Below are 23789 nucleotides of genomic sequence, written 5' to 3'. Positions count from 1 at the left end.
TCACTCCGTCCGCAGCGTCGCGAAGACCGTGTACACGGTGCCGGTGCCCGATTCGGTGATCGCAAGGGTGACGGACGTGAAGGGATCGGTAGCCGAGACCGTCTCGCCGGCGGTCGGCGCCAGTCCCAGGGTCGACCATGTCGCTCGATAGTGTTCGGCCACGGCGTCTGGGCTGTCGTCTGTGCGCGCCGTCAGGGCCGCCTGCATCGTGGTGCCGTCCGAGGTGATCGAACTCTCCAGCACGTCGTCGCCGGGTGCCGGACCGGCCACTACCGCGGGGAAGCCGTCGACCAGTTTCCCGCGCGCGGACGCATTCTCGGGTAACGGCGCCTCTACCAGAGGCGTGGGTTGCGGCAGCGGTGGCAGGCGGTTTGACGGTGCGGCGCTGTCAGCGGGTGGCAGCACTTCGCTGCCGTCGACAGGTGCCGAGTCGGGCGAGGGCCCCGCATTGGGTGTGGTCTCGGTCGATGAGCCGTCATCGGATGCGGGTGGAGCGTCGTCGTCGTCCGAAGGGGTGCCGGCCGATGCCCCGCTCGATGGTGCGGTGGCCGGCATGCCTGCACCCGGCGCGCCAGGCGATGCCAGCAGCAACCATGCGGCCACTGTCAGTCCGGCCAGCACCACCGCGGCCACTCCGATGATCGCCCACCGCATTCCGGCAGTGAGTTGCCTGTCGTCCGCGGTGCGCGTCGACGTACCCGTTCGTGTCCCCATTACACGTGTCCCCACACATTGTTCGTCCGGGTGAACCCGGGCCTCCCCACACGTCCCGCCTGGCTCGGATCGTCTGTCACTCCCCAGTGACGACCCGTGTCTGCGGGACTCCTATCGCCTGACTCTACTCGGGCAGGCTCCCGTTGGGAACCGTCGCCACTGTGCCCGTTCGGTGGTGATCAACGTGCCCGCCTCGTGTGGGAGTGAGGCGGGCACGTCGGCCCGTGGACGGCTCATGCCCTCTGGGGGAGGAGTGCGACGTTCGCCAGTCGGGCAAACCGGCGTTCCGCGATGGTGTGTCGCGGGTGTCGCGCAGACTCGAGCATGAGCCGCCACATCTTGTGCGCGTCGCCGAGTGGCGAACACGCGATCGATGACGGCTGTCGGCGACAGTCGTCGTGTCCGAACGCCGCATCAGTATGCGCCGTTCGGGCGAACCATCACCGCTGCAGTGCGCAGGATGATCCTCAGGTCGGTCGCGAGCGACCAGTTCTCCACATAGTGCAGGTCGAGCCGCACGCTCTGCTCCCACGACAGGTCGCTGCGGCCGCTGATCTGCCACAGGCCGGTGATGCCGGGCTGCACATACAGCCGGCGGAACACCTGACCGTTGTAGTCGCGGACCTCGCTGGGCAGCGGCGGCCGCGGCCCGACGACGCTCATGTCGCCGCGCAGCACGTTCCAGAACTGCGGCAGCTCGTCGAGCGAGTACTTGCGAAGGACGGCGCCCACCCGCGTCACGCGCGGGTCGTCTTTCATCTTGAAGAGCGGTCCAGCGCCTTCGTTCTGCTCCTCGAGCGCAGCACGGTCCTTCTCGGCGGTGGCCGTCATCGTGCGGAACTTGAGGATGCTGAATTCGCGCCCGTCGCGCCCGATCCGCTGCTGCTTGAAGAACACGCCCCCCGGTGTGTCCATTCTGATGAGCAGGGCGATGATCGGAGTGATCACCGCGATCGGAACGAGCGCGACGAGCGCCACGACCACGTCGAGCATGCGCTTGGTGCGCATGGTCGGCTGGTCGAACCTGGGAATGCTCACGTGCGTGAGGGCCAGCCCATTCGTCCGCTCGAAAGCGATCCGGGACCGGGCGACATCCGCCAGGCGAGTTGCGAGGATGAGGTTGGTGGCTGCGCCTTCGAGGCTCCAGCTGAGGCGACGGACGTAGTCGGGATCGTCACTGCCGCCCGCGACGATGACCGTCTCGATGCAGAGGCTGCGGGCGAGTTCGGCGACCCCGTCTGGCGCGGCGACCACCGTGTAGGCGGCACCGTCGACGTCTACCGTGCCGCTGTCGGCGCCCTGGACGACCGTTCCGACGACGTTGTGCGAGAAGCGCGAGTCAGCGGTCAACGAGCGGATCACATGCTCCACGCTCGTGCGGTCGCCCACGACGAGCGTCCGGGTGGCCATCGAGTGCGTGGTCCGATGCTGCGTCATCCATGTGCGCCGCACGGCGTGCGCAGCGACGAGCGCGGCCACACCCACGGGCAGCGTCACGGCAACATGCGCGGGGAGCACGACCGACCCCGACACGCCCTCGACGATCGCCAGTGCGGCCAAGCCGATGACGGCGGAGTGCAGGATCGGCAGGAGGGCGAGCCTCTCACCCACGCCGCGACGATAGGCGCCGGCGCGAAGCCACACAAGCGACGCCGCCCACGCGAGTGCTACGACCGCCGCAGCGATCACGGCCGTCAATGCGGGACGGTGCGCAGTGATCACCGACGTCTCGGCGGTGATCATCTGCCCCGTGGCGGTCACCGCGGCGGCGAGAGCGATGATGACGGTGTCGGCGACCGTTGTGCCCGCGCGGTGCCTGCGCACCTGGCTCAGTCGCTTCTCGAGCACCGGCATGACGCGCGGCGCCGCGAGGGCGCCGACCAGCTCATCGACGGGCAGCATCGAGGTGCTCATCGGCGCACCTCGATGCGCAGCGATACACCGATGACGGCCGGCGTTGCCACGGTCGAATCTGCGACGGCGCGCGAGCGCACGGTCGCAAAGAAGCGTCCCCCCATGAACGTGTCCCCAATATCCCCAAAGGCGAGCCCCAAGCTCGCAATCCCCAAAAGCGGGTGAACCCCGCTCCCCAACGGTCCGAACCCTCCAGGCCGATTCCCACATCGGTCGGATCATGTTCAGGACCACCGACCCCTCGGCGATCCCGCCACCTCGCGGCGGCTGACTTGGCTTGAGTATTGCATAGCCCGCGAGCGAACGGAAGAGCAACCCTGCCACGTGTCGTGAGGTCGCGCCGTGCCGAGTTCTCGGCGCGTTGCTGTGACCTGAAACCCTGTCGGTACAGGTAAAATGGCCGAGTCCGCGCGTTGTCCCAGCTGCCCCCCAAAGTGGCGTTCGGAGCTCAGCCGTCCCCAACGGTCCTCCGAGGGTGCGTGGATAGGGCCCTCTCGAGTCGACCGTCCCCAACGGCTCCTCTAGAGGGCCCGCCTCTGTTTCGGGTATGGATGCCGGAGCACCGGCATCCATTCGCCGGGCCCGGGGCGCGCATTTGTGAGGCTTCCGCGCAAATACCCGCCCGTACGATTGACCCCATGTGTGGAATCGTCGGATATGTCGGCCCGCGTGACAGCCAGGCCATCCTGCTCTCGGGGCTCGCCCGCCTCGAATACCGCGGCTACGACTCCGCCGGTATCGCCGTCATCGACGGTGACGGCGACCTCGACATGCGCAAGCGCGCCGGCAAGCTGCAGGTACTCCGCGACGACCTCGCAGCGCACCCGATGCCCGACGGGACGACGGGCATCGGCCACACCCGCTGGGCCACGCACGGCGGCCCGACCGACGCGAACGCGCACCCGCATCTGGCCGACGACGACAAGCTCGCCGTCATCCACAACGGCATCATCGAGAACTTCTCCGACCTGAAGAACGAACTCGTCGAGGCAGGATTCACCTTCCGCAGCGAGACCGACACCGAGGTCGCCGCCGTGCTGCTGGGGCGCGAATACGCGGCATCCGGCAGCCTCGTCGAGGCGTTCCGCGCCGTCGTCACGCGTCTCGAGGGGGCCTTCACCCTCCTGGCCATGCACCGCGACGAGCCCGGCCTCGTGGTCGGCGCGCGCCGCAATTCGCCGCTGGTGATCGGCCTCGGCGAGGGCGAGAACTTCCTCGGCTCCGACGTCGCCGCCTTCGTCGAGCACACCCGCAACGCGCTCGCGATCGGTCAGGACGAGATCGTCTCGATCACGCCGGCCGGCGTCGAGGTCACCGACTTCGCGGGCCGGCCCGTCGAGGTCGAGCCGTTCGAAGTCGTCTGGGACGCCGCCGCCGCCGAGAAGGGCGGCTGGCCCTCGTTCATGGCCAAGGAGGTCTCGGAAGAGCCCGAGGCCGTCGCCAACACCATCCGCGGTCGCGTGCGCGACGGCGAGGTCGTGATCCCCGAGCTCGACGGGCTGGACGACCTGTTCCTCGGCATCTCGCGGATCGTCGTGATCGCCTGCGGCACCGCCGCCTACGCGGGCCAGACCGGCAAGTACGCGCTCGAGCAGTGGACCCGCATCCCCGTCGACGTCGAACTCGCCCACGAGTTCCGCTACCGTGACCCGGTCATCGGGCCCGACACCCTCGTCGTGTCGATCTCACAGTCCGGCGAGACCATGGACACCCTCATGGCCGTCAAGTACGCGCGTGAGCACGGCGCCAAGACCCTGTCGATCTGCAACACGCAGGGCGCGACCATTCCCCGTGAGTCGGATGCCATCGTCTACACGCATGCCGGTCCCGAGGTCGCCGTGGCCTCGACCAAGGCCTTCGTGGCGCAGATCACCGCGCTGTACCTGCTCGCGCTGCACATCGGACGCTTGCGCGGCGTGCTGTCAGCCGAGGCGTCGGCCGCGAACGTCGCCGAGCTCGAAGCCGTGCCCGACAAGATCTCGCGGGTGCTCGAGGGCGAGCAGGCCCACATCGAGCAGTTCGCGCACTGGATGGCCGACACTCAGTCGGTGCTGTTCCTCGGTCGTCACGTGGGCTACCCGATCGCCCTCGAGGGCGCGCTCAAGCTCAAGGAGATCTCGTACATCCACGCCGAGGGCTTCGCCGCCGGCGAGCTCAAGCACGGCCCGATCGCACTGATCGAGCCGGGGCAGCCGGTGTTCGTGATCGTGCCGTCGCCGCGCGAGTCGGCCGAGTTGCACAAGAAGGTCGTCTCGAACATCCAGGAGATCCGCGCTCGCGGCGCCCGCGTGATCGCGGTCGCCGAAGAGGGCGACGCGGCCGTGCTGCCGTTCGCCGACGAGGTGCTGCGGATTCCGCTGGCCGGACCCCTGTTCGAGCCGCTGCTGGCGGTCGTGCCGCTGCACATCTTCGCGATGGGGCTCGCGACCGCCAAGGGCCTCGACGTGGATCAGCCCCGCAACCTCGCGAAGTCCGTCACCGTCGAATAGGGTGCGGCCGGGGTGGCCCGGGTCACCGCGGGTGCAGCGCCGGGCGATCGACGAGGTAGATGTAGCCGTCGTCGTCGACCGTCGCGAGGTCTCCGGTGCGAAGTACGCCGCCCTGCATGGTGCGGGCGGTCGCGATGTCGTCGTGGAGGTAACCGGGCGAGATGTTGCCGCCCGTCGCCCAGATCTCGCCGACGTCGCCGGTGCGGACGTCGGCGCCCCCGGCATCCACCACCCGCAGCCGGACACCGGGAATGCCCCGGCCGATGGAGGCTGCTCGCCGGCCACGTTCCTCGACCGGAAGATGCGACAGGGTCGCGGTGGCCTCGGTCTGGCCGTACATGACGAACAGGCGTGCCGACGGGTGCGCCCGGGCGACCTCTTCGTCGATCACCGGAGCGAGCGACCTGCCCGCCTGCTGCAGCATGCGCAGCTGGGGCAGGCGGCGCAGCGTGAAGGAGCTGTTGCGCACGAGCGCACTGTAGACCGTCGGCGCCCCGGCGAATCCGGTGCAGTTGAACCGCTCGAGCGAGCCGACGATCGTCTCGGGGATCGTCGTGGACTGGTGGCGGACGAGGGCGGCGCCGATGCGCAGGTGCGTGTGCAGCAGCGACGCGCCGAACGCCTCGGTGAACGGCACGACGGCGAGCGTGCGGTCGGAACTTTCGAGGTACAGGCAGTCGAGGATCGACTCGGTGTTGGCGCGGATGTTGTCGTGCGTGATGCGGACGGCGCGCGGCTGGCCGAGGGTGCCCGGAGTGAACACGTACACGGCGTCTGCTCCGGCGCGCACCGGGGCGGCGTCGAGACTCGGGGCGGGAGTGCGATCCCAGCCGACGGGCAGGTCGACCTCTGCCAGCGATGGCACGGCGGTGTCGCCGGTCGGCCAGCGCTGTCCCTGCCCGAGGGTGACGGCGCGGCAGCCGGCCCATCCGGCGCGACGGCGTGCTTCTGTGGCGTCGTCGTCGGTGGACAGCGGCACCGCGATCATGCCGGCGCCGAGGATGCCCAGGTATGCGGCGACCCAGAAGAAGCCGTTGCCGGCCAGCAGGGCGACCGGGTCGCCTCTCTGGATGCCGCGTTCGCGGAGTGCGTCGGCGATGGCGGTCGCGGCGCCGCGGAGCTCGGCGTGGGTGAAGCGGCGGTGGCCGTCGACCCACGCGGTCGAGGCGTCGTGCCCGCGGCCGGCGAGGAAGCCGGCGACGTTCCACTCCGCCGACTCGGCGCCGTGCCCCGTCACGACGTGCGCGTGCTGCAGCTCCTGCTCGACCGGCTCCAGCGGGTCGAGCGGCTCGACCGGCTCCAGCGTCGTGATGGTCATCGCAGTGCCTCGGCATTCCGCCAGGCGACGTGCGATTTCGTGGCGGTGCGCACACGCGCGGCCACGCTGATGCGTTCAGCCATGAACGTTCCCCAATATCCCCAGGCAGGCGCTGGCCCGCGATCCCCAAATCAGCGATCTCGGGCTCCCCAGCCCGCGATCCCCAGATCGCCAGTGCCTCCGGCCGATTCCCACATCGGCCGGATATTGCTCCCGGACCGTGGCCCGAGAGCCCCCAATGGCGCTGGCTTGGAGTGAGTATCGCATGCGGACGGCGTGAATGGTAGGGAGGTGGCGTGCGGCAGTGCGACACTTGATTCGATAAGTTGTGACTTATAGAATGCGCGTGTGCACGCATTCGAAGTATTGAGTGATGCAGTTCGGCGACGACTGCTCGAACTGCTGGGCGTCGGCGAGCAGTCCGCCGGCACGCTGACCGACGTCGTTCGCGCCGAGTTCGGCATCTCGCAGCCCGCGGTGTCGCAGCACCTCAAGGTGCTGCGCGAGGAGGGGTTCGCGTCCGTGCGCGCGGAGGGCACACGCCGCTTCTACGCCGCCGACCCGGCCGGGATCGCCGCGGCCGAGGCTGCCCTCGCGCGACTGCGGGCGCCCATGGCGCAGCGCCTCGACGCCCTGCACACCGAGATCGCGCGAGGACGCCGCCAGGCGGCATCCATCACCGAAGAACGCGGCCCCTCGGCACCGGCCGCTGCGGGCCAGAAGCGTGCGGCATCCGCCGCCACTGCGCAGACACATGCGGCACCGGCCGCACGACGAAAGGACGCCTCATGAACCCGCTCATCGAGAAGCACGACGACCGGTACCGCCTCGTCTACGACGAGGTCTACGCGACCGGCATCGACGACCTCTGGGATGCCGTGACCACGCGCGATCGCCTCGCGCGGTGGATGGCCGACTACACCGGCGACCTGCGGCTCGGCGGCACGTGGGAGGTGGCGAGCAGCGACGGTGAGGGGACGTGGGGCCGCGGCACCATCACCGCGTGCGATGCGCCGCGCTCGTTCACGACGACCTGGCATGCGACCGGCGAGGAGCCGACCGAACTCGTGGTGCGGCTCGAGCCCGTCGACGGCGGCACGCGGCTGCTGCTCGAGCACACCGGCATCCAGTCGATCTTCTACGGAGCCGGCTGGCAGGCGTATCTCGAACAGCTGACCCGCCACGTCGCCGACGCCGATGCCGAGCTCGGCGGTGAGGACGCGTGGCAGGCACGGTTCGCCGAACTCAAGCCGCAGTACGACGCGCGCTTCGGCGCGCTGTGATCACGCGGGGCCGCTGGCGGCGCCGGGGATAGGCTGGCAGGTGCCGCGACACCCGCACGCGCGGCGGGAGGGGAGGCGCCGTGATCGTCGGCATCGGCGTCGACCTGGTCGACATTCCGCGGTTCGAGCGGTCGCTCGCCCGCACGCCGCGACTGATCGAGCGGCTCTTCGCGCCGGGGGAGCGCGGCCTCAAATCGCACTCGCTCGCCGCCCGCTACGCTGCGAAGGAAGCGCTGATCAAAGCGCTCGGCGGCTCGGACGGACTGCACTGGACCGACATCGAAGTGGCCTCCGAGCCCTCGGGCCGCCCCGTGTTCGCGCTGTCGGGCGAGACCGCCGAGACGGTGCACGCGCGCGGCATCACCGCGGTGCACCTGTCGCTCACCCACGACGCCGGCATGGCGGCCGCGTATGTGATCGCCGAGAACGGAGCCGCTTCGTGAGCCGGATGCCGGAGGGCGTGATGCGCGAGGCCGTGATCGACATCGGGGCGATCACCGCCAACGTCCGCCATCTGCGCAAGCTCACCGAGTCGCAGATCATCGCGGTCGTGAAAGCCGACGGCTACGGGCACGGCGCCGTCCGCTCGGCGGCGGCGGCGCTCGAGGGCGGGGCGACGCGGCTCGCCGTCGCCGACGTCGCCGAGGCGCTCGCGCTGCGGCGCGGGGGCATCGATGCGCCGATCATGGCGTGGCTGCACGCTCCGGGTGCGTCGTTCGTCGAAGCGGCGTCGCAGGGGATCGAGCTCGGCATCTCGAACATCGAGCAGCTGCTGGCGGCCGCGGCCGCGGCATCCCGTGACCAACCCGTCTCGGTGCACCTCAAAGTCGAGACGGGGCTCGCGCGCAACGGGATCGCGCCGGCCGACTACTCGGTCGTGTTCGCCGAGGCGGCCCGGCTCGAACGGCTCGGCAAGCTGCGGATCACGGGGATCTTCAGCCACCTCTCCAACGCCAGCGCCGCCGACGACCGGACCGCGGTGTCGCGGTTCCAGGTCGCGCTCGCGGCGGCCGCGCAGCAGGGCATCACTCCGCAGCTGCGGCACATCGCCGCCACGCACGCGGCGATCGACCTGCCCGAGTCGCGCTTCGACTGCGTGCGCATCGGCCTGGGCATATACGGGCTGTCGCCGTTCCCCGACCGCAGTGCCGCCGATCTCGGACTGCGCCCCGCGATGACACTGCGCGCCGCGGTGGCTGCCGTGCGGAGGGTGCCGGCCGGACAGGGCGTCTCGTACGGATACACGCACCGCACGGCCACCGAGTCCACCCTCGCGCTCGTGCCGCTGGGGTATGCCGACGGCGTGCCGCGCGCGGCATCCGGCAAGGGATCCGTCTCGGTCGGCGGGCGCCGGTTCACCGTGGCGGGGCGCATCGCCATGGACCAGTTCGTCGTCGACGTCGGCGAGACTCCGGTCGCGGTCGGCGACGAGGTCGTGCTGTTCGGCGACCCGACCCTCGGCGTGCCGTCGGCCGACGAGTGGGGTGACGCATCGGGCTCGATCAACTACGAGATCGTCACGCGCATCGGGCCCCGCGTGCCGCGCCGGCAGGTTTCGCAGTGAGCGGTCTGGGCCGGATCAGGGTGGGGTGTCGGACACGCCATTCGCGTAACTCCTTCGATCTCGCAGAGTCGCGGCGGATGACCCGCGGAATTGCGGGGATGGCGCGGCGTCGAAGCCGCGTTTCGAAGGAGTTACGCCCGCCTTCGGCCCCGCACGGCGCCGAAATGCGGCCGGAGGCAGCGCGATGACCGGGCTGGATTGCGTTGTCGGGGTGCGCGAGATCGGCTCGCCTGCCGACATGGAGGCGTTCGGACGAGAACTCGGCGCCACGCTGCGCGCCGGCGACCTCGTCGTGCTGACCGGCCCGCTGGGCGCCGGCAAGACGACCCTCACGCGCGGCATTGCCGACGCGCTGGGCGTGCGCGGCCCGATCCAGAGCCCGACGTTCGTGATCGCCCGCACGCACCCGTCGCTGGTCGACGGGCCACCGCTCGTGCACGTCGACGCCTACCGGCTCGGGTCTCCGGCCGAACTGGACGACCTCGGCCTGGACTACGAGAACTCCGTCACCATCGTCGAGTGGGGACGCGGCATGGTCGACGGCCTCGTCGACCGCTGGTGGGAGGTCGAGCTCGAGCAGGAGTGGAGCGGCACCGGCGTCGACAGCGCCTGCGGCACGAGCGGGCCGGCCGCCCGCGAGATGGAGGACAACGCGCCGCGGAAGGTCATCGTCACCCGGCATCCATGAGCCGCGCCGCCGATTCAGTGCGGAGTCAGGTCGGGCAGGGCAGACTCGGTCCCATGCGTGTACTGCTCGTGGACGACGAGGTGCGTCTCGCCGACGGGGTGCGCCGGGGGCTCGAGGCCGAGGGGATGGCGGTCGACGTCGCGCACAACGGCGTGGACGGACTGTGGCGCGCTCGTGAGCAGGACTACGACGTCATCATCCTCGACGTCATGATGCCCGGAATGAGCGGGTATCGCGTCTGCGCGACCCTGCGCGCCGAACAGATCTGGACGCCCGTGCTGTTCCTCACGGCGAAGGACGGCGAGTGGGACGAGGTCGAAGGCCTCGACACCGGCGGCGACGACTGGCTCACCAAGCCGTTCTCGTATCCGGTGCTCGTCGCGCGGCTGCGGGCGCTCGTGCGCCGCGGGGCGCGAGCTCGCCCGGTCGTGCTCGAAGCCGGCGACCTGCGGCTGGATCCCGCCGCGCGCACCGTCCACCGCGGTGACACCGAGATCGAACTGACCTCGCGCGAAATCGCGGTGCTCGATTTCCTGCTGCGCCGCCGCGGCGAGGTCGTCACCAAGCTGGAGGTGCTCGACAACGTCTGGGCCGACGACTTCGAGGGCGACCCGAACATCGTCGAGGTGTACATCGGCCGCCTGCGCCGCAAGATCGACCGCCCGTTCGGGCGCGACGGCATCCAGACCCTCCGCGGCGCGGGTTATCGACTGGCGGCCGATGGTGGCTGATCGACAAGTGGATGCCGGTGCCCCGGCGCCCCGGCGAGCCCTCTCGATCCGCACGCGCATCACCATCGGCGCGACCCTCGTGGTCGCGCTCGTCCTGGGTCTCGGAGCCTGGGGGATCGTCGCCCTGCTCGGACAGACACTCACCACCGGCGTCGCGACGCGGCTCGAGTCCGAGCTCACCAGCATCGCCGACGGCCTGGATGAGGGCCTCGTGGCATCCGCGTGGATCGCCGAGCGCGACGACGACGTGCTGATCGCCTGGCGCACCGGATCGAGCACCGTCATCAACGATGACGCGGCGCTGGCCCTGCCGACTCCGCCGGCCGACCAGCCTGTGCGCACCACGATCGCCGGTGAGCCCCTGCTCGTGGTCGCCGAGACGCGCGACGACGGTGTCCTCGTGCTGGGCGCGTCGCTGCGCGACGTGACAGACGCGGTCGGTGCCGCGACGACGCTGCTGTTGGTGGGCGTGCCGCTCGCAGTCGCGGTGATCGCCCTCGTGGTGTGGGCGGTGGCGGCGCGTGCGCTGACCCCGGTCGAGCGGATCCGGCGCCAGGTCGAGTCCATCGACGCCGAAGCGCTCGATCGGCGCGTGCCGGGCGACGGCTCGGGCGATGAGATCGACCGTCTCGCCGGCACCATGAACCGCATGCTCGACCGGGTCGAAGAGGGCTACCGGGCGCGGCAGCGCTTCGCCGGCGATGCGTCGCACGAGCTGCGCTCGCCGCTGGCGACGATCCGGCAGTTCGCCGAACTGACACGCACCCACCCCGAAGCCGCACCATCCGGCGAGCTTGCCGACGTCGTGCTCGACGAGGGTGCGCGCATGCAGGACATCCTCGAAGGCCTGCTGCTGCTCGCCCGTCTCGACGAAGCGGCGGTACGCGCGGGCGGCACCGTCGATCTCGACGACCTGATGCTCGCCGAAGCGCAGCGCATCCGCGCACTCGACCGAATCGCCGTCGACGCGCGCGCGATCGCCGCGGTGCCGGTGGCCGGCGACGAGAGGCTCCTCGGCCGCGCGGTGCGAAATGTCGTCGACAACGCCGTCCGCCACGCATCGTCGCGCATCGCCCTCGGCGTGCGCGCGGTCGATGGGCGGGCGCTGATCTGGGTCGACGACGACGGCGCCGGCCTACCGGCATCCGATCGGGAACACGTCTTCGAGCGATTCGTGCGCCTCGACGAGGCCCGATCGCGAGAAGCCGGCGGCAGTGGCCTGGGCCTCGCGATCGTCCGGGAGATCGCGGCCGCCCACGGCGGTTCGGTCCGTATCGACGATGCGCCCGGCGGCGGTGCGCGTTTCGTCCTCGAACTGCCCGAAGCCACCGGCTGAATGCCCGTTCAGGACGGTTCAGATCAGGTTCAGCGCCCGCGCGAGACCCTGGACACATGAACAGCGACGAGACCCCCACCACTCCGCTCCCCGACGATGTCCTGCCGCCGGAGCCCACGCCCGCCGGCGACCCCGAGCGAGTCGCCCCGACGCGCACGCGCCCCGCTGCGCGCCCCCTGCTCATCGGCGCCGCGACCGGCGTCGCTGTGCTGCTGGTCGGCGGTGTCGGCATCGGCGCGATCGCCGCGCTCAACGATCGCGGCACGTTCCCGGCCGTGCCGGCCGCCGAGGTCAGCGACGTGGACGCGGCGGGCGTGGATCCCACCGCCGACACGCCGCCCGCCGATACCGCGGCCGACGCCGAGCGGCGCGCACAGCAGGAGCGCGAGCGCCAGGCACAGGAAGAAGCTGCGCGCCAGGCTGCCGAAGCGCAGGATGCCGCTTCCGGCTCTGCGGCCCTCGTCGTCGCGATCGATCTCGCCGTCACCGCCGCACAGGGCACGGGCGCCTCGTCGGTCGAGCTCGAATCCTACGGTTGGTCGGTCGACGTGATCCTGCCCGACGGCTCCGAGGTCGACGTGCGCGTCGCGCGCGACGGAACCACCACGGTGCGTGCCGATCACCGCGACGACGAAGCCGACCCGCCCATCGACACCGCCCGCATCGACGACATCGTGGCCGCCGCAATCGGCGCCGCCGGACCGGGCATCGTGACCTCGATCGAGACGGACGACGGCACGCGCTACGACGTGACGGTGGCTCGCGAAGCCGGCGGACAGGTCGAGGTCGAGCTGGCCGCCGACCTGACCGTGATCGCCGTCGACCGCGACTGAGTCGGCGGCCGGCACACCGGCATCCCGCGTTCCCGCACACATCGAGATCGCACGAACCGTCACCTGACGCGTTGCCGCGCGGGCGGTTCGTGCGATCTCGACGCCCGCGAGGCCCGGCGTCGCAGCACGGTGGGCCCGGCGTCGCAGCACCCGCGCGGCCCGGCGTCGCAGTGCCGCCGCCCGACTACCCTGGAGGGGTGATCCTCGGCATCGACACGTCCCTCGGCACGGCCGTCGCCGTCACCGACCCCGATGGTGCCGTGCTCGCCGAGCAGGTCAGCGACAATCCGCTCGGCCACGCCGAAGTCATCGGCACCCTGGTGCAGTCGGCGCTCGCCGGCGCCGCGCTCGGCCCGGTCGGCGCCACCTCCGCGCCCGGTGCCGTCGAGATCACCGCCGTCGCCGCCGGCATGGGGCCGGGCCCCTTCACCGGACTGCGCGTCGGCATCGCCGCCGCGCGGGCGTTCGCGCTCGGCCGCGGCATCCCGGTCGTTCCGGTGGTCAGCCACGACGCCGCCGCCCTCGCGATCCTGCTCGCCGACCCGTTCGCCGACCTGCCGCCGTTCGCGGTCGTCACCGACGCCCGCCGCCGCGAGTTCGCCTACACGGTCTACGACGGCCTCGACGACGACGGGCTTCCGGTCCGGCGCACGGAGCCCGCTCACATCCTGCGCACCGACCTCGAGGAGCGCCTGGCCGAGCTCGGTGCCGAGCGCCGCGAGGTCTCGGCGATCTCTGCCGCGATGATCGCGCTCGCCGGCGCCCGCGCGCTGGCCGCCGGCCGCGCCGACGGACCGGCCGAACCCCTCTACCTGCGTGCCCCCGACGTCACCCTTCCCGCCGCGCCCAAGCGGGTGGGCACATGACACTGCGTACCGCCACGGCATCCGACCTCGACCAGATCATGGCGCTCGAGCGCGCGAGCTTTCCCTCGGATGCCTGGAGCGACGCCATGATGGCCGCCGAACTCGACTCGCCCCACGGCCGCTACGTCGTCGACATCGAAGCCGGGCAGCTGCGCGGGTACGGCGGAGTGCGTGCGGTGGAGGGCGGGGCGGATGCCGACATCCAGACCATCGCGATCGCCGCCGACGCCCGGGGCAAGGGCCGCGGCCGCGCGCTGCTGCACGAGCTGCTGACCTCGGCGCGCGAGCGCGGGGCGCGCGAGGTGTTCCTCGAGGTTCGCGCCGACAACCCCGTCGCCACGGCGCTGTACGTGTCGGAGGGCTTCGTCGAGATCGCCCGCCGGCCGCACTACTACCAGCCGGACGGCGTCGACGCCGTCGTCATGAAGCTCGACCTGGTCGGGTGGGCTGCGGCGCGGGGGTCTTCGGACGCGCGAGGTTCGCAGAATCGCGCGAACTTCGCACCGAATCCGGGAAATGGTACGAACTTGGCGCGAGTCTGCGAACTTGGTGAGCCGGGCGCGGACGCCGCGTCCGCGCCGACCGCCGCGCCCGCGCCGAGCGCCGCGCCCGCGCCAAGCGCCGCGTCGACGCAGAAAGGGTGGTGCTGATGGGTGAGCCACTGGTGCTCGGCATCGAGACGAGCTGCGACGAGACGGGCATCGGCATCGTCCGCGGGCGCACGCTGCTGAGCAACACGATCGCGTCGAGCATGGACGAACACGCGCGCTACGGCGGGGTCGTGCCCGAAGTGGCCGCCCGCGCCCACCTCGAAGCACTGCAGCCCGCGATCGAGTCCGCCGTCGCGGAGGCGGGCATCATGCTGCGTGACGTGGATGCCGTTGCCGTCACCTCCGGGCCGGGCCTGGCCGGCGCGCTCATGGTCGGCATCGGCGCCGCGAAGGCGCTCGCCGTCTCGCTCGGCAAGCCCCTGTATGCCGTGAACCACCTGGTCGGCCACATCGCCGCCGACCTGCTGACCGGCGAAGAGGTCGAATACCCGACCGTCGCACTCCTCGTCAGCGGCGGGCACACCTCGCTGCTGCTGGTGCGCGATCTCGTCGACGACGTCGAGCTGCTCGGCGAAACCATGGACGACGCCGCCGGCGAAGCCTTCGACAAGATCGCCCGCATCCTCGGGCTGCCTTACCCCGGCGGCCCCGAGATTGACAGGGCCGCCGCGACCGGCGACCCGAACGCCATCCGCTTCCCGCGCGGGCTGTCCCGCGCCTCCGACATGGCAGATCACCGCTACGACTTCTCGTTCTCGGGGCTCAAGACCGCCGTCGCACGCTGGGTCGAGCAGGCGACGGCCGCGGGTGAGACGGTGTCGGTGCCCGACGTCGCGGCATCCTTCCGCGAAGCGGTCGTCGATGTGCTGGTCACCAAAGCCCTCGACGCCTGCGCCCGCAACGATGTGCCGCGGCTGCTGCTCGGCGGCGGCGTCATCGCGAACCGGCGGCTGCGCGAGGTGGCGATCGAGCGCGCCGAGGCGGCGGGCGTTGCCGTGCGGATCCCGCCCCTGTCGCTGTGCACCGACAACGGCGCGATGATCGCCGGCCTCGCGTCGCAGCTGATCATGTCGGGCCGCAAGCCCTCGACCCTCGCGTTCGGCGCGGACTCGACCCTGCCGGTCACCGAGATCCAGGTGGCCGCCGCATGACCGAGATGGATGCCGGACGCGAGCCGGGCACGCAACCCGGGACGCCAGATGTGGGGCCGGATGCCGCCGAGCAGCCCTCGAAGCTGACGCGGCCCTCCGAGATGCCGGTGCCTGCCGAGGTGCGGGTGCCCGCCGAACCGTCCGCGCAGAGCGACACTGAAGATCCATCCGTAGCGCCCGACCCACTTGCCGTCGCGGACTCGCCCGCGGTAGCCGACCCGCCCGCGGTTGCGGCCCCGCCGGTTGTCGCCGCCCCGCCCACGGTCGCGAGGCCGGTGAGCCCGGGGGTCGAGCCGCCCGTGGTGGCGGGGCCGGTGAGCCCGATGGTCACCCCGCCCGTGGTCGCCGATCCGCCCGCGGGGCCCGACCTGCTCGCCGTCGTGGACCCGCCCGCGTCGGCCGATTCGCCCGTTGTCGCCGATCCGCCCGCGGTTGCCGGCCCGCCCGTGTCGGCCGCCCCGCCCGTTGTCGCCGCCCCGGTTGCCGGCCCGCCCGTGGTGCCCGGCCCGCCCACGGCCGTCGCCCCGTCCGCGGTCGCGAGGCCGGTGAGCCCGGTGGTCGAGCCGCCGTCCGAAGATGTCGACGCGACCGTCGATTCTTCGGCCATGCCGGGGGAGCACCGCGGTGGATTCTCGCGTGCGCTGACCGCGCCGGTGCCGACGCTCGAGCCCGTGCAGCCCGAGGTGCAGTGGGCGCCGCCTCCGCCCGCACCGCTGCCGGAGAGCGCGCCGTGGGCGCTGACGCTTTCGATCATCGGGCTGATCGTCTCGCTCCTTGTGGGGTGGGGCTTCGTGATCGGTCTCGCCGGTGTCGTGTTCGCGATCATCGCCCTGCGCCGCCCGTGGGAGAGCACCGCCATGGCCGTCTGGGCGCTCTGCCTCGGAGTTCTCTCACTCATCTACAGCGCCGGGTGGCTCTGGTGGGCATCGACCCAGGTGCCGGTCTTCGCCTGACCGACCGCACTCGGCCCAACTCCTTCGATTCGGCTGCCGGAGCCGTCGGAAGGTCCGATTCGTGCCGGCCTGCTTCCAGATCGAAGGAGTTACGTCGTCGCTGACACGCGGTCGGCGAGGATCGCGACCCGCTTGCCGTCCATCTTCGTCAGGATCAGGGTGGCCGACGCGTCACCGCGCAGCTTGAGCTTGGTCCGCAGCACCGCCGGGTCGATGTCGACGCCGCGCTTCTTGATCTCGAGGGTCCCGATGCCGCGCTCGCGCAGCGCTGCGCCGAGCCGCTTCACGTCGAACGGCAGCTGCTCGCGCACCCGGAAGGTCTGCACGAACGGACTCGTGACCGCGGCATCCCCGGTCAGGTAAGCGATGCCGGGCGCGACCATTCCGGCCTCCAACTCCCGGGCCACCTCGCCGATGAGCCGGGCACGGATGACGGCGCCCTCGGGCTCGTGGATGAACTCTCCGAGCGTGCGCACCGGCTCATCGGCGCTGTCGGCCGGTGCGGTCAGCTCGGCGGCCGAGTCCCCTCGAATCACGAGCGCCGACCGGGCAACGCCGGGCCGCGCCAGGATGCCCGACCACACCACGAGCTCGATCGTCGAGCCATCCACGCTGATCCACTGCGCTTCGACCCCGTGGGGAATGCGCGCGCGGTCGAATGCGGGGCCGAGCTTGATGCCCGCCGGCATCCGCTCGGCGAGATCGAACACCCACTCCAGCGACGGCGACCAGTCGCCCGCGCCGACGCGGGTGGTCTCGGTATGGCCGGCGGTGCGGCGGGCGGGGTCGAGCCAGACGGCGTCGACGCCGCTCAGATCGGTGTCTTCGGCGCGGCCGTGCTGCACCGCGACCGCGTCACCGAACGGCGCGAGATTGTACGCGGCGAGGGCCGCGGTCACTTCGTCGGCGTCGACCGCGAGAACGTTCAGGCCGAGGCCCGCCATACCGAGCGCGTCACCGCCGATACCGCACCCGAGATCGGCGACCCGCTCGATGCCGGCCGCCCGGAATCGGGCCGCGTGCCGGGCGGCGACGCCCAGTCTGGTCGCCTGCTCGAGGCCGGCGCGGGTGAACAGCATGCGACCGGCGAACGTGTCGAATTTCGCGCGGGCCCTCGTGCGCAGCCGTGCCTGATCGACGACGGCCGAGACGAGGTCAGGGGAGTGGCCGTCGCGCCGCAGCCGCGACACCGCGGCAGCCACATCGTCAGTGGACCCGATCTCGCCGAGGTCGTCGACCAGCCGCAGGCCCTCGGGGGTCAGCAGGGCGTGAAGTTCGGCCAGATCCATCCGGCCAGCCTATGCGGCGCGCGGGCGGCACTTCATCCGTCGCGAAGTGCTCTCACCGGCGCGCGTAGCGGCATTTTCGGCCGGATGAGCGCTGCAGCCCCAGGGCTCATCCGTCGCGAAGTGCGGCTATCGCAGCGCGTAGCGGCATTCTCGGCCGGATGAGGCCCGCGGCAACACTGTGGTCAGTCGTCATCCCAGGGACTGAGGATGTTGACGCCCGTGCGTTCCATGTCGCGACGATTGCGGGTGACCGGGGTGAGCCCGTGGACGAGCGCGGTGGCGGCGATGAGTCCGCCATGGCCGGGAGCGGGTCGGGTACGTGCATCGGGGCCGCCGCGAGTGCGACAGCTTCGTCAATGGGGAGCATCCGCCCCGCGAACATGGTCCGCACGGTGCCGTCGAGCCAGCGGCGCAGGTTCGCACCACCGGCGGCATCTTGGCTTTCCGTGCGGCGAACTCCGACCTCCAGCTCGAGAAGAGTGGGCGCGCTGATGGCCAGGTCGGTGATGCGCTGCTCGGCGATCCACGAATCGAGCGATCGCCCGCTTGGCGGCGCTGACGTCGCGATTGAAGTCTCGGCTGGTGATGGTGGTCATGCCCGGCAGACACAGGGATCCCCCATACCCCGGGTGCGGACTCCCTAACGGACCCCGAGTCTGGAGGGGGACATGGGGGGATGGTCCCGGATGCCGGGGTGCGGCCATCGGCGCAGACTCTACTCAACCGGCGCCCTGGGGGTGCTCTATGAGAGGACAAGATTATGGCTGACGGCAACTTCCTCAGCGACGTCGACGAGACCAACGTGGGCGTTGACGTCGATGCAGATGTGGATCTGGGGAACGACAACTCGACGGACAACTCGGACAACTCCGACAACTCGGTCGACAACAGCAACAACTCGGACAATTCCGACAACAGCGACAACTCGGACAACTCGGACAACAGCGACAACTCCGACAACTCGAGCGACGACGATGTGATCGGCGTCGGCTGGGGCAACAACTCGGACAACTCATCGACGGACAACTCCGACAACAGCGACAACTCCGACAACTCGGACAACTCGGACAACTCCGACAACTCGACCGACGACCACTCGGACAACTCCGACAACAGCGACAACTCGGACAACTCCGACAACTCCGACAACTCGGACAACTCGAGCGACGACGACGTGATCGGCGTCGGCTGGGGCAACAACTCCGACAACTCCGACAACTCGGACAACTCCGACAACTCGACGGACGACCACAGCGACAACTCGGACAACTCCGACAACTCGGACAACAGTGACAACTCCGACAACTCGGACAACTCCGACAACTCCGACAACTCGGACAACTCCAACCACTCGGTCAACGGCTGGGCGAACAACTCCGACAACTCGAACCACGACTCGGGCAACGTCGGCTCGTACAACCAGGACCTGGACTACAACCAGGACAACTCGATCAAGGACTCGGCCAACGACAACTCCGTCAACGCGGGCGTGCGTGAGTACGGCAACCTGATCGGCGGTGGCGGGGCTGCGGGAGCAGCGGCGGCGGCCGGCACGGTGAACAGCAACTACACGGTGCTCGACCAGTCGATCAACGCCAACATCAACGCCGGCGGAGATGTCGCGATCGGTTCGGCGTCGTCGGTGGTGGCCTCGACGGGTGCGAACTCGAACGCGGCCGGCAACGACGTCGTGTTCGACAACTCGATCGACAACTCGGTGAACTACCTCACCGGGGGTGACGCTTTCATCGGCAACACCACGACGATCAACACCACGATCGCGTCGCACAACTCGGCGGTGGACGAGTCGACGACGGACAACTCGCTGCACTCGAACATCACCGATTCGTTCACGTCGGAGTGGACCGCCAACACGTCGGTCGACAACAGCCTGGACGAGAGCATCAACACGACGATCTCGGACTCGTTCAACAACTCCTTCAACGAGGAGTTCTCTCCCACGCTGAACAACGATCAGGCCTGGACCGACAACTCGACCGACATCTGGTCGTCGAACGTCGGCATGGGCAACGACATCGTGGATGACGGCTCGACTGCGGTCGATGTCGACGTGGACGCTGATCTCGACCTGGGGATGTAGATCACGGCACCACGCAGCACCGGCGCCCCGGGTGTTCTCGACACCCGGGGCGCCGTGCGGTGCGCCCGGCCCTTGAGCCCGGCCCATGAACCCGTTACGTTGCCAAGTGGGGGGCTCGCGCGTCGCGCGTGAGCGGATTGAGTCATCCATGAACGAGCCCGTGGGGGAGGGGGCCGACACGTCGGCTCCGACGACCGAAGATCTGGTGCGCCTGGTCGACCAGCTCACGGCGATGAGCGATGCCGTCGGGCGTGAGGACCTCAGCGAGCGGCTGATGCACACGCGCGCGCGGCTGCAGGATCCGTACATCCGGGTGCTGGTGGTCGGCGAGTACAAGCAGGGCAAGAGCAAGCTGATCAACGCGCTCGTGGGCGCGCCGGCCTGCCCGATCGACGACGACATCGCCACGCGAGTCGCCACCGTGGTCGGGTACGGCGAGACGCCGTCGGCCGCGCTGCTGGTGAAGTCGGGGGTGGATGCCGGGGTCGAGCGCCGCCCCATCCCGCTCGACGAGTTGCCGGCCCACGTCACCGCCGATCCGGCGATGCACGACGGCGCCCCCGTCGTCGGGGCCGAGGTGATGCTGCCTCGCGAGATCCTCAAGGGCGGCCTGCGCCTGGTCGACTCGCCCGGTGTGGCCGACGTCGCCTCGTTCCGCGCACTGTCGACCCTGTCAGCGCTCGTCGGCGCCCACGCCATGCTGCTCGTCTCGGACGCCTCGCAGGAGTACACCGCACCCGAGCTGCGGCTGCTCAGCCAGGCGCTGCGCATCTCGCCGCACGTGTCGGCGGTGATCTCGAAGACCGACGTCTACCCGCAGTGGCGGCAGATCACCGACCTCGACACCCAGCACCTCACCGAGATCGGCGCGGTCCCGGTCTTCCCGGTGTCCAGCGACCTGCGACTGACCGCCGCGGTCGAGCACGACCGTGAGCTCAACGACGAGTCGGGCTTCCCGGCGCTCGTGCAGCATCTGCGCACGCAGGTGGTAGGCCGAGCGGACCACCTGCAGCGGCGCGCGGCGTCGGCGGATATCGTCTCGGTCGCCGACCAGCTCGCGATCGCCGCACAGTCCGAACTGCACGCGCTGCAGCACCCCGAGCAGACGCCCGAGCTCATCCACCAGCTCGACATCGCCAAGCAGCGCGCCGAAGACTTCCGCAGCCGTTCGTCGCGGTGGCAGACCACGCTCACCGACGGCATCGCCGACCTCATCGCCGACACCGAGCATGACCTGCGCGACCGCCTGCGCCGCGTGCAGCGGCAGGCCGAGTCGGCGATCGAAGAGGGCGACCCGGGGCCGATCTGGGACGAGTTCGCGCAGTGGCTCGACGAGCGCGTGGGCGAGGCGGTCACCGACACCTTCGTGTGGACCAACGAGCGGCAGCAGTGGCTGGCGCAGGACGTTGCCGAGCAGTTCCTCGAAGGCGAGGACGACATCCCCGACATCGATGTGAGCGACGTGACCGGCGTGCTCGACCCCGTCGAGGAGATCTCGGGGATGGATGCCGCGACCCTCTCGGCCGCGGAGAAGCTCTACATCGGGGTGCGCGGCTCCTATGGCGGCGTCCTCATGGTGGGGCTCGCCACGAGCGTGCTGGGCATGTCGATGCTCAACCCGCTCTCGCTGCTGGCCGGTGTGCTCGTCGGCCGCCGCGCGTACCGCGAAGACAAGCAGGCGCGGCTGAGCCGCCGGCAGTCCGAGGCGAAGAACCTCGTCCGGCGATACATCGACGAGGTGGCCTTCCAGGTGGGCAAGCAGCTGCGCGACCGGCTGCGGGCCGTGCAGCGCGCCACGCGCGACCACTTCGGCGCCCGCGCCGACGAGATCTACCGGTCGCTGACGGCCGCCGCCGATGCCGCGCGGCTCTCGGCGGGCGCCTACTCGAAGGACCGCGACAAGCGCATCGAGTACCTGCAGCGCCGGGTACAGACGCTGCAGCTGCTGAGATCCGCGGTGCCGGCGCTGGGGCCCGGCGACGCGCCGCAGTCGCTCGAGATGCGGGCGCAGGCTCAGGCGCTGACGGCGGCGGGCCCGTCGTGACGCTGCTCGAAGACGCCGTCCGGCTCGTCGACGCCGCGGGCGAGGTCTACCGCGACGACACCGTCGCCGCAGACCGCATCGACCAGTGGCGAGCGCGCCTGAGCGACCCGCTGCGGCTGGGCATCGCCGGCATGGTCAAGGCCGGCAAGTCGACGCTGCTCAACGCCATGATCGGTGAGCGCATCGCGCCGACGGATGCCGGGGAGTGCACGCGCGCGGTCACCTGGTACCGCTACGGCGACAGCCCCGGCGTGGTCGCACACCTGCAGGGCGGCGGGCACCGACGCCTCGCGCTGCACCGCACCGAAGGCCGCCTCGTGTTCGAGCTGGGCGGCACCGAGGTCGAGGAGATCGCCCACATCGACGTGCGCTGGCCGTCGGTGAGTCTGCGCTCGACCGTGCTGATCGACACTCCCGGCATCGAGTCGGTCACCGACCACATCTCGCACCGTACCCGCACGTTCCTGACGCCGGACGACCGCTCGCCGTCCGACGCCGACGCCATCGTCTACCTCATGCGGCACCTGCATCCCTCCGACTTCACCTTCCTCGAGGCGTTCCGCGACACTGCCGCGGGCACCGCGCACGCCGTCAATGCCGTCGCCGTGCTCTCGCGCGCCGATGAGGTGGGCGCCGGGCGATTGGATGCCATGCTGTCGGCGCGGAAGATCGCCGAACGCTACCGGGAGCACGTGCAGCTGCGCTCACTGGCGCTGACTGTGCTGCCGGTGGCGGGCCTGCTGGCCGAGAGCGCGCGCACGCTGCGCGAGCGGGAGTTCGCCGCGCTGAGCGCGCTCGCCGGGCTCGATCGGGCACGCCGCGAGCGGATGCTGCTGTCGGTCGACCGCTTCGTGGGCACCGATGTGACCCAGACCGCCGTGCTCGACGTCGCCGCCCGGCAGTCACTCGTCGACCGGTTCGGGATCTCCGGCATCCGCCTGGCCACCGCCCTCATCCGCGGGGGCACGCACTCGGCCCAGCAGCTGTCGGAGCGGCTCGTGCAGCAGAGCGGGCTCGAAGAGCTGCGCGCGTTCGTGCGGCAGCAGTTCCGCGCACGGCAGGCCGCGCTGAAGGTGCGGGCGGTGACGGCCGGGCTCGAGTCGCTGCTCGCCGAGCGGCCCCGCGAGGGCAGTGCCGCGATCGCCGCCGGGGTCGAACGGCTGACGGCCGCCTCGCACGAGCTGCGCGAACTCGATCTGCTCGCCCGCTCGCGCACCGAGGGGCTGGGGCTCGACCCCGACGCGGCCGCCGACGCCGAGCGCATCCTCGGCGGCGCCGGCGTGGATGTTTCCACCCGTCTGGGCCTCGGCGCCGACGCCCGCCGCACGTCGACCCTGCACCGCATCGACGTGCTGGTCGCGCAGTGGCGCGAACGGGCCGAGTCGCCGCTGGCCTCCCGCACGACCGCGCGGGTGTGCGGCGACGTCGTGCGCACCCTCGAGGGGATCGCGTCAGAGGTCGCCGCCCGCTCCGAAGCTCTCCGGTCCGCGGCGGACGTCGATGCCGCGGGCGGTCCAGCGCAGGGCGCCGCGCAGCAGACTCCACAGCAGCCCGACGACGGCGAGCCCGCCCTGCAGCAGCAGGATCAGCCGGAGCGGGTCGGCTGAGGCTTCTTCACTGGTGAACTCGCGCATCGCGACGAGGACCACTGCCTGCAGCAGCAGGGTGCCCAGCAACCACCACCGGGCTCCCGCCCGACGGTTCGCGAACGACACCAGGAACAGGATCTGCAGCAGCACGATCGCCACGAGCGCGCCGAACAGCGACCAGTAGATGATGTCGGCGGTCGCGGTGACCGTCTCGTCGGCGCGCGTGGCATCCACCCCTCGTACACGCTCTTCGATGTGCGCGGTCTGGTCGGCGCGGATGATGAACATGTAGACGACGCCCACGGCGCCCGCCGCGAGACTGAGGATCCAGAACAGCTCGCTCAGCCGCACCGAGAACGGCGGCGGCACCTTCGC

General features: G+C 70.7%; 19 protein-coding genes and 1 pseudogene. 16 read left to right on the top strand and 4 right to left on the bottom strand.

Going from position 1 to position 23789, the window contains the following annotated elements:
- Both BKA10_RS09125 and BKA10_RS09120 read right to left on the bottom strand, forming a co-directional pair.
- Entirely contained in the window at positions 1 to 654 is a 654-nt protein-coding gene (locus BKA10_RS09125; protein WP_183499604.1) for a hypothetical protein, read from the bottom strand.
- 474 nt (positions 655 to 1128) lie between these two features.
- A complete protein-coding gene (locus BKA10_RS09120) occupies positions 1129 to 2628 on the bottom strand; it encodes a sugar transferase (RefSeq protein WP_241739887.1) in 1500 nt (499 codons plus the stop codon).
- A gap of 638 nt (positions 2629 to 3266) precedes the next feature.
- Between BKA10_RS09120 and glmS the strand changes: the two genes are divergently transcribed.
- Positions 3267 to 5117 (top strand): glutamine--fructose-6-phosphate transaminase (isomerizing), encoded by a 1851-nt coding sequence (gene glmS, locus BKA10_RS09115; protein ID WP_183499603.1) that lies wholly within the window; start codon positions 3267 to 3269, stop codon positions 5115 to 5117.
- Positions 5118 to 5139: 22 nt separating this feature from the next.
- Here the strand turns inward: glmS and BKA10_RS09110 are convergent, their stop codons facing one another.
- On the bottom strand, positions 5140 to 6435 hold the full coding sequence (locus BKA10_RS09110) for a class I adenylate-forming enzyme family protein (RefSeq protein WP_183499602.1): 1296 nt from the start codon (positions 6433 to 6435) through the stop codon (positions 5140 to 5142).
- A 348-nt stretch (positions 6436 to 6783) separates the two neighbouring features.
- Here BKA10_RS09110 and BKA10_RS09105 point away from each other — a divergent pair, with 348 nt between their 5' ends.
- The 12 genes and pseudogenes from BKA10_RS09105 to BKA10_RS16665 all read left to right on the top strand — a co-directional run bounded on the left by BKA10_RS09105 (position 6784) and on the right by BKA10_RS16665 (position 16391).
- The gene (locus tag BKA10_RS09105; protein WP_183499601.1) at positions 6784 to 7227 is read left to right on the top strand and encodes a metalloregulator ArsR/SmtB family transcription factor; all 444 of its coding nucleotides are present in this window, start codon (positions 6784 to 6786) and stop codon (positions 7225 to 7227) included.
- On the top strand, positions 7224 to 7718 hold the full coding sequence (locus BKA10_RS09100; protein ID WP_183499600.1) for an SRPBCC family protein: 495 nt from the start codon (positions 7224 to 7226) through the stop codon (positions 7716 to 7718). The genes BKA10_RS09105 and BKA10_RS09100 overlap by 4 nt, the downstream gene beginning before the upstream one ends.
- 80 nt (positions 7719 to 7798) lie before the next feature.
- Positions 7799 to 8161, top strand: coding sequence for a holo-ACP synthase (locus BKA10_RS09095; RefSeq protein WP_183499599.1), 363 nt, complete (start codon positions 7799 to 7801; stop codon positions 8159 to 8161).
- 5 nt (positions 8162 to 8166) lie between these two features.
- Complete coding sequence (gene alr / locus BKA10_RS09090) at positions 8167 to 9282, top strand: alanine racemase (RefSeq protein ID WP_183501134.1); 1116 nt, start codon at positions 8167 to 8169, stop codon at positions 9280 to 9282.
- A gap of 184 nt (positions 9283 to 9466) precedes the next feature.
- Entirely contained in the window at positions 9467 to 9970 is a 504-nt protein-coding gene (tsaE, locus tag BKA10_RS09085) for a tRNA (adenosine(37)-N6)-threonylcarbamoyltransferase complex ATPase subunit type 1 TsaE (protein WP_183499598.1), read from the top strand.
- 53 nt (positions 9971 to 10023) lie between these two features.
- On the top strand, positions 10024 to 10701 hold the full coding sequence (locus BKA10_RS09080; RefSeq protein ID WP_183499597.1) for a response regulator transcription factor: 678 nt from the start codon (positions 10024 to 10026) through the stop codon (positions 10699 to 10701).
- On the top strand, positions 10691 to 12037 hold the full coding sequence (locus BKA10_RS09075) for a sensor histidine kinase (RefSeq protein ID WP_183499596.1): 1347 nt from the start codon (positions 10691 to 10693) through the stop codon (positions 12035 to 12037). The genes BKA10_RS09080 and BKA10_RS09075 overlap by 11 nt, the downstream gene beginning before the upstream one ends.
- A gap of 56 nt (positions 12038 to 12093) precedes the next feature.
- The gene (locus tag BKA10_RS09070; RefSeq protein WP_183499595.1) at positions 12094 to 12870 is read left to right on the top strand and encodes a hypothetical protein; all 777 of its coding nucleotides are present in this window, start codon (positions 12094 to 12096) and stop codon (positions 12868 to 12870) included.
- Positions 12871 to 13067: 197 nt separating this feature from the next.
- Entirely contained in the window at positions 13068 to 13736 is a 669-nt protein-coding gene (gene tsaB / locus BKA10_RS09065) for a tRNA (adenosine(37)-N6)-threonylcarbamoyltransferase complex dimerization subunit type 1 TsaB (RefSeq protein ID WP_183499594.1), read from the top strand.
- Positions 13733 to 14188: pseudogene (rimI, locus tag BKA10_RS09060) on the top strand (ribosomal protein S18-alanine N-acetyltransferase); the annotation flags it as partial. The gene tsaB and the pseudogene rimI, both read left to right, overlap by 4 nt.
- A 197-nt stretch (positions 14189 to 14385) precedes the next feature.
- Entirely contained in the window at positions 14386 to 15438 is a 1053-nt protein-coding gene (gene tsaD, locus BKA10_RS09055; RefSeq protein ID WP_183499593.1) for a tRNA (adenosine(37)-N6)-threonylcarbamoyltransferase complex transferase subunit TsaD, read from the top strand.
- A complete protein-coding gene (locus BKA10_RS16665; RefSeq protein ID WP_241739889.1) occupies positions 15435 to 16391 on the top strand; it encodes a ribonuclease E domain-containing protein in 957 nt (318 codons plus the stop codon). Before tsaD ends, BKA10_RS16665 begins: the two co-directional genes overlap by 4 nt.
- An 89-nt stretch (positions 16392 to 16480) precedes the next feature.
- Here BKA10_RS16665 and BKA10_RS09045 read toward each other — a convergent pair whose 3' ends face one another.
- Entirely contained in the window at positions 16481 to 17680 is a 1200-nt protein-coding gene (locus BKA10_RS09045) for a class I SAM-dependent methyltransferase (protein ID WP_183499592.1), read from the bottom strand.
- Positions 17681 to 18440: 760 nt separating this feature from the next.
- Between BKA10_RS09045 and BKA10_RS09040 the strand changes: the two genes are divergently transcribed.
- The 3 genes from BKA10_RS09040 (at position 18441) to BKA10_RS09030 (ending at position 23432) form a co-directional block, all read left to right on the top strand.
- Positions 18441 to 19781 (top strand): hypothetical protein, encoded by a 1341-nt coding sequence (locus tag BKA10_RS09040; protein WP_183499591.1) that lies wholly within the window; start codon positions 18441 to 18443, stop codon positions 19779 to 19781.
- A 148-nt stretch (positions 19782 to 19929) separates the two neighbouring features.
- A complete protein-coding gene (locus BKA10_RS09035) occupies positions 19930 to 21825 on the top strand; it encodes a dynamin family protein (protein WP_183499590.1) in 1896 nt (631 codons plus the stop codon).
- Positions 21822 to 23432, top strand: a complete 1611-nt coding sequence (locus BKA10_RS09030) for a dynamin family protein (protein ID WP_183499589.1) — start codon at positions 21822 to 21824, stop codon at positions 23430 to 23432. Before BKA10_RS09035 ends, BKA10_RS09030 begins: the two co-directional genes overlap by 4 nt.
- The last annotated feature ends 357 nt before the right edge of the window (positions 23433 to 23789 follow it).

The organism is Microbacterium invictum, assembly GCF_014197265.1.
Lineage (GTDB): Bacteria > Actinomycetota > Actinomycetes > Actinomycetales > Microbacteriaceae > Microbacterium > Microbacterium invictum.
This window is presented reverse-complemented; position numbering and strand designations above follow the sequence as displayed.

Coding starts and splice junctions, on each gene's coding strand:
- BKA10_RS09125 (WP_183499604.1), bottom strand. CDS start 654: ATGCGGTGGGCGATCATCGGAGTGGCCGCGGTGGTGCTGGCCGGACTG.
- BKA10_RS09120 (WP_241739887.1), bottom strand. CDS start 2,628: ATGAGCACCTCGATGCTGCCCGTCGATGAGCTGGTCGGCGCCCTCGCG.
- glmS (WP_183499603.1), top strand. CDS start 3,267: ATGTGTGGAATCGTCGGATATGTCGGCCCGCGTGACAGCCAGGCCATC.
- BKA10_RS09110 (WP_183499602.1), bottom strand. CDS start 6,435: ATGACCATCACGACGCTGGAGCCGGTCGAGCCGCTCGACCCGCTGGAG.
- BKA10_RS09100 (WP_183499600.1), top strand. CDS start 7,224: ATGAACCCGCTCATCGAGAAGCACGACGACCGGTACCGCCTCGTCTAC.
- alr (WP_183501134.1), top strand. CDS start 8,167: ATGCCGGAGGGCGTGATGCGCGAGGCCGTGATCGACATCGGGGCGATC.
- tsaE (WP_183499598.1), top strand. CDS start 9,467: ATGACCGGGCTGGATTGCGTTGTCGGGGTGCGCGAGATCGGCTCGCCT.
- BKA10_RS09080 (WP_183499597.1), top strand. CDS start 10,024: ATGCGTGTACTGCTCGTGGACGACGAGGTGCGTCTCGCCGACGGGGTG.
- BKA10_RS09075 (WP_183499596.1), top strand. CDS start 10,691: ATGGTGGCTGATCGACAAGTGGATGCCGGTGCCCCGGCGCCCCGGCGA.
- BKA10_RS09070 (WP_183499595.1), top strand. CDS start 12,094: ATGAACAGCGACGAGACCCCCACCACTCCGCTCCCCGACGATGTCCTG.
- tsaD (WP_183499593.1), top strand. CDS start 14,386: ATGGGTGAGCCACTGGTGCTCGGCATCGAGACGAGCTGCGACGAGACG.
- BKA10_RS16665 (WP_241739889.1), top strand. CDS start 15,435: ATGACCGAGATGGATGCCGGACGCGAGCCGGGCACGCAACCCGGGACG.
- BKA10_RS09045 (WP_183499592.1), bottom strand. CDS start 17,680: ATGGATCTGGCCGAACTTCACGCCCTGCTGACCCCCGAGGGCCTGCGG.
- BKA10_RS09040 (WP_183499591.1), top strand. CDS start 18,441: ATGGCTGACGGCAACTTCCTCAGCGACGTCGACGAGACCAACGTGGGC.
- BKA10_RS09035 (WP_183499590.1), top strand. CDS start 19,930: ATGAACGAGCCCGTGGGGGAGGGGGCCGACACGTCGGCTCCGACGACC.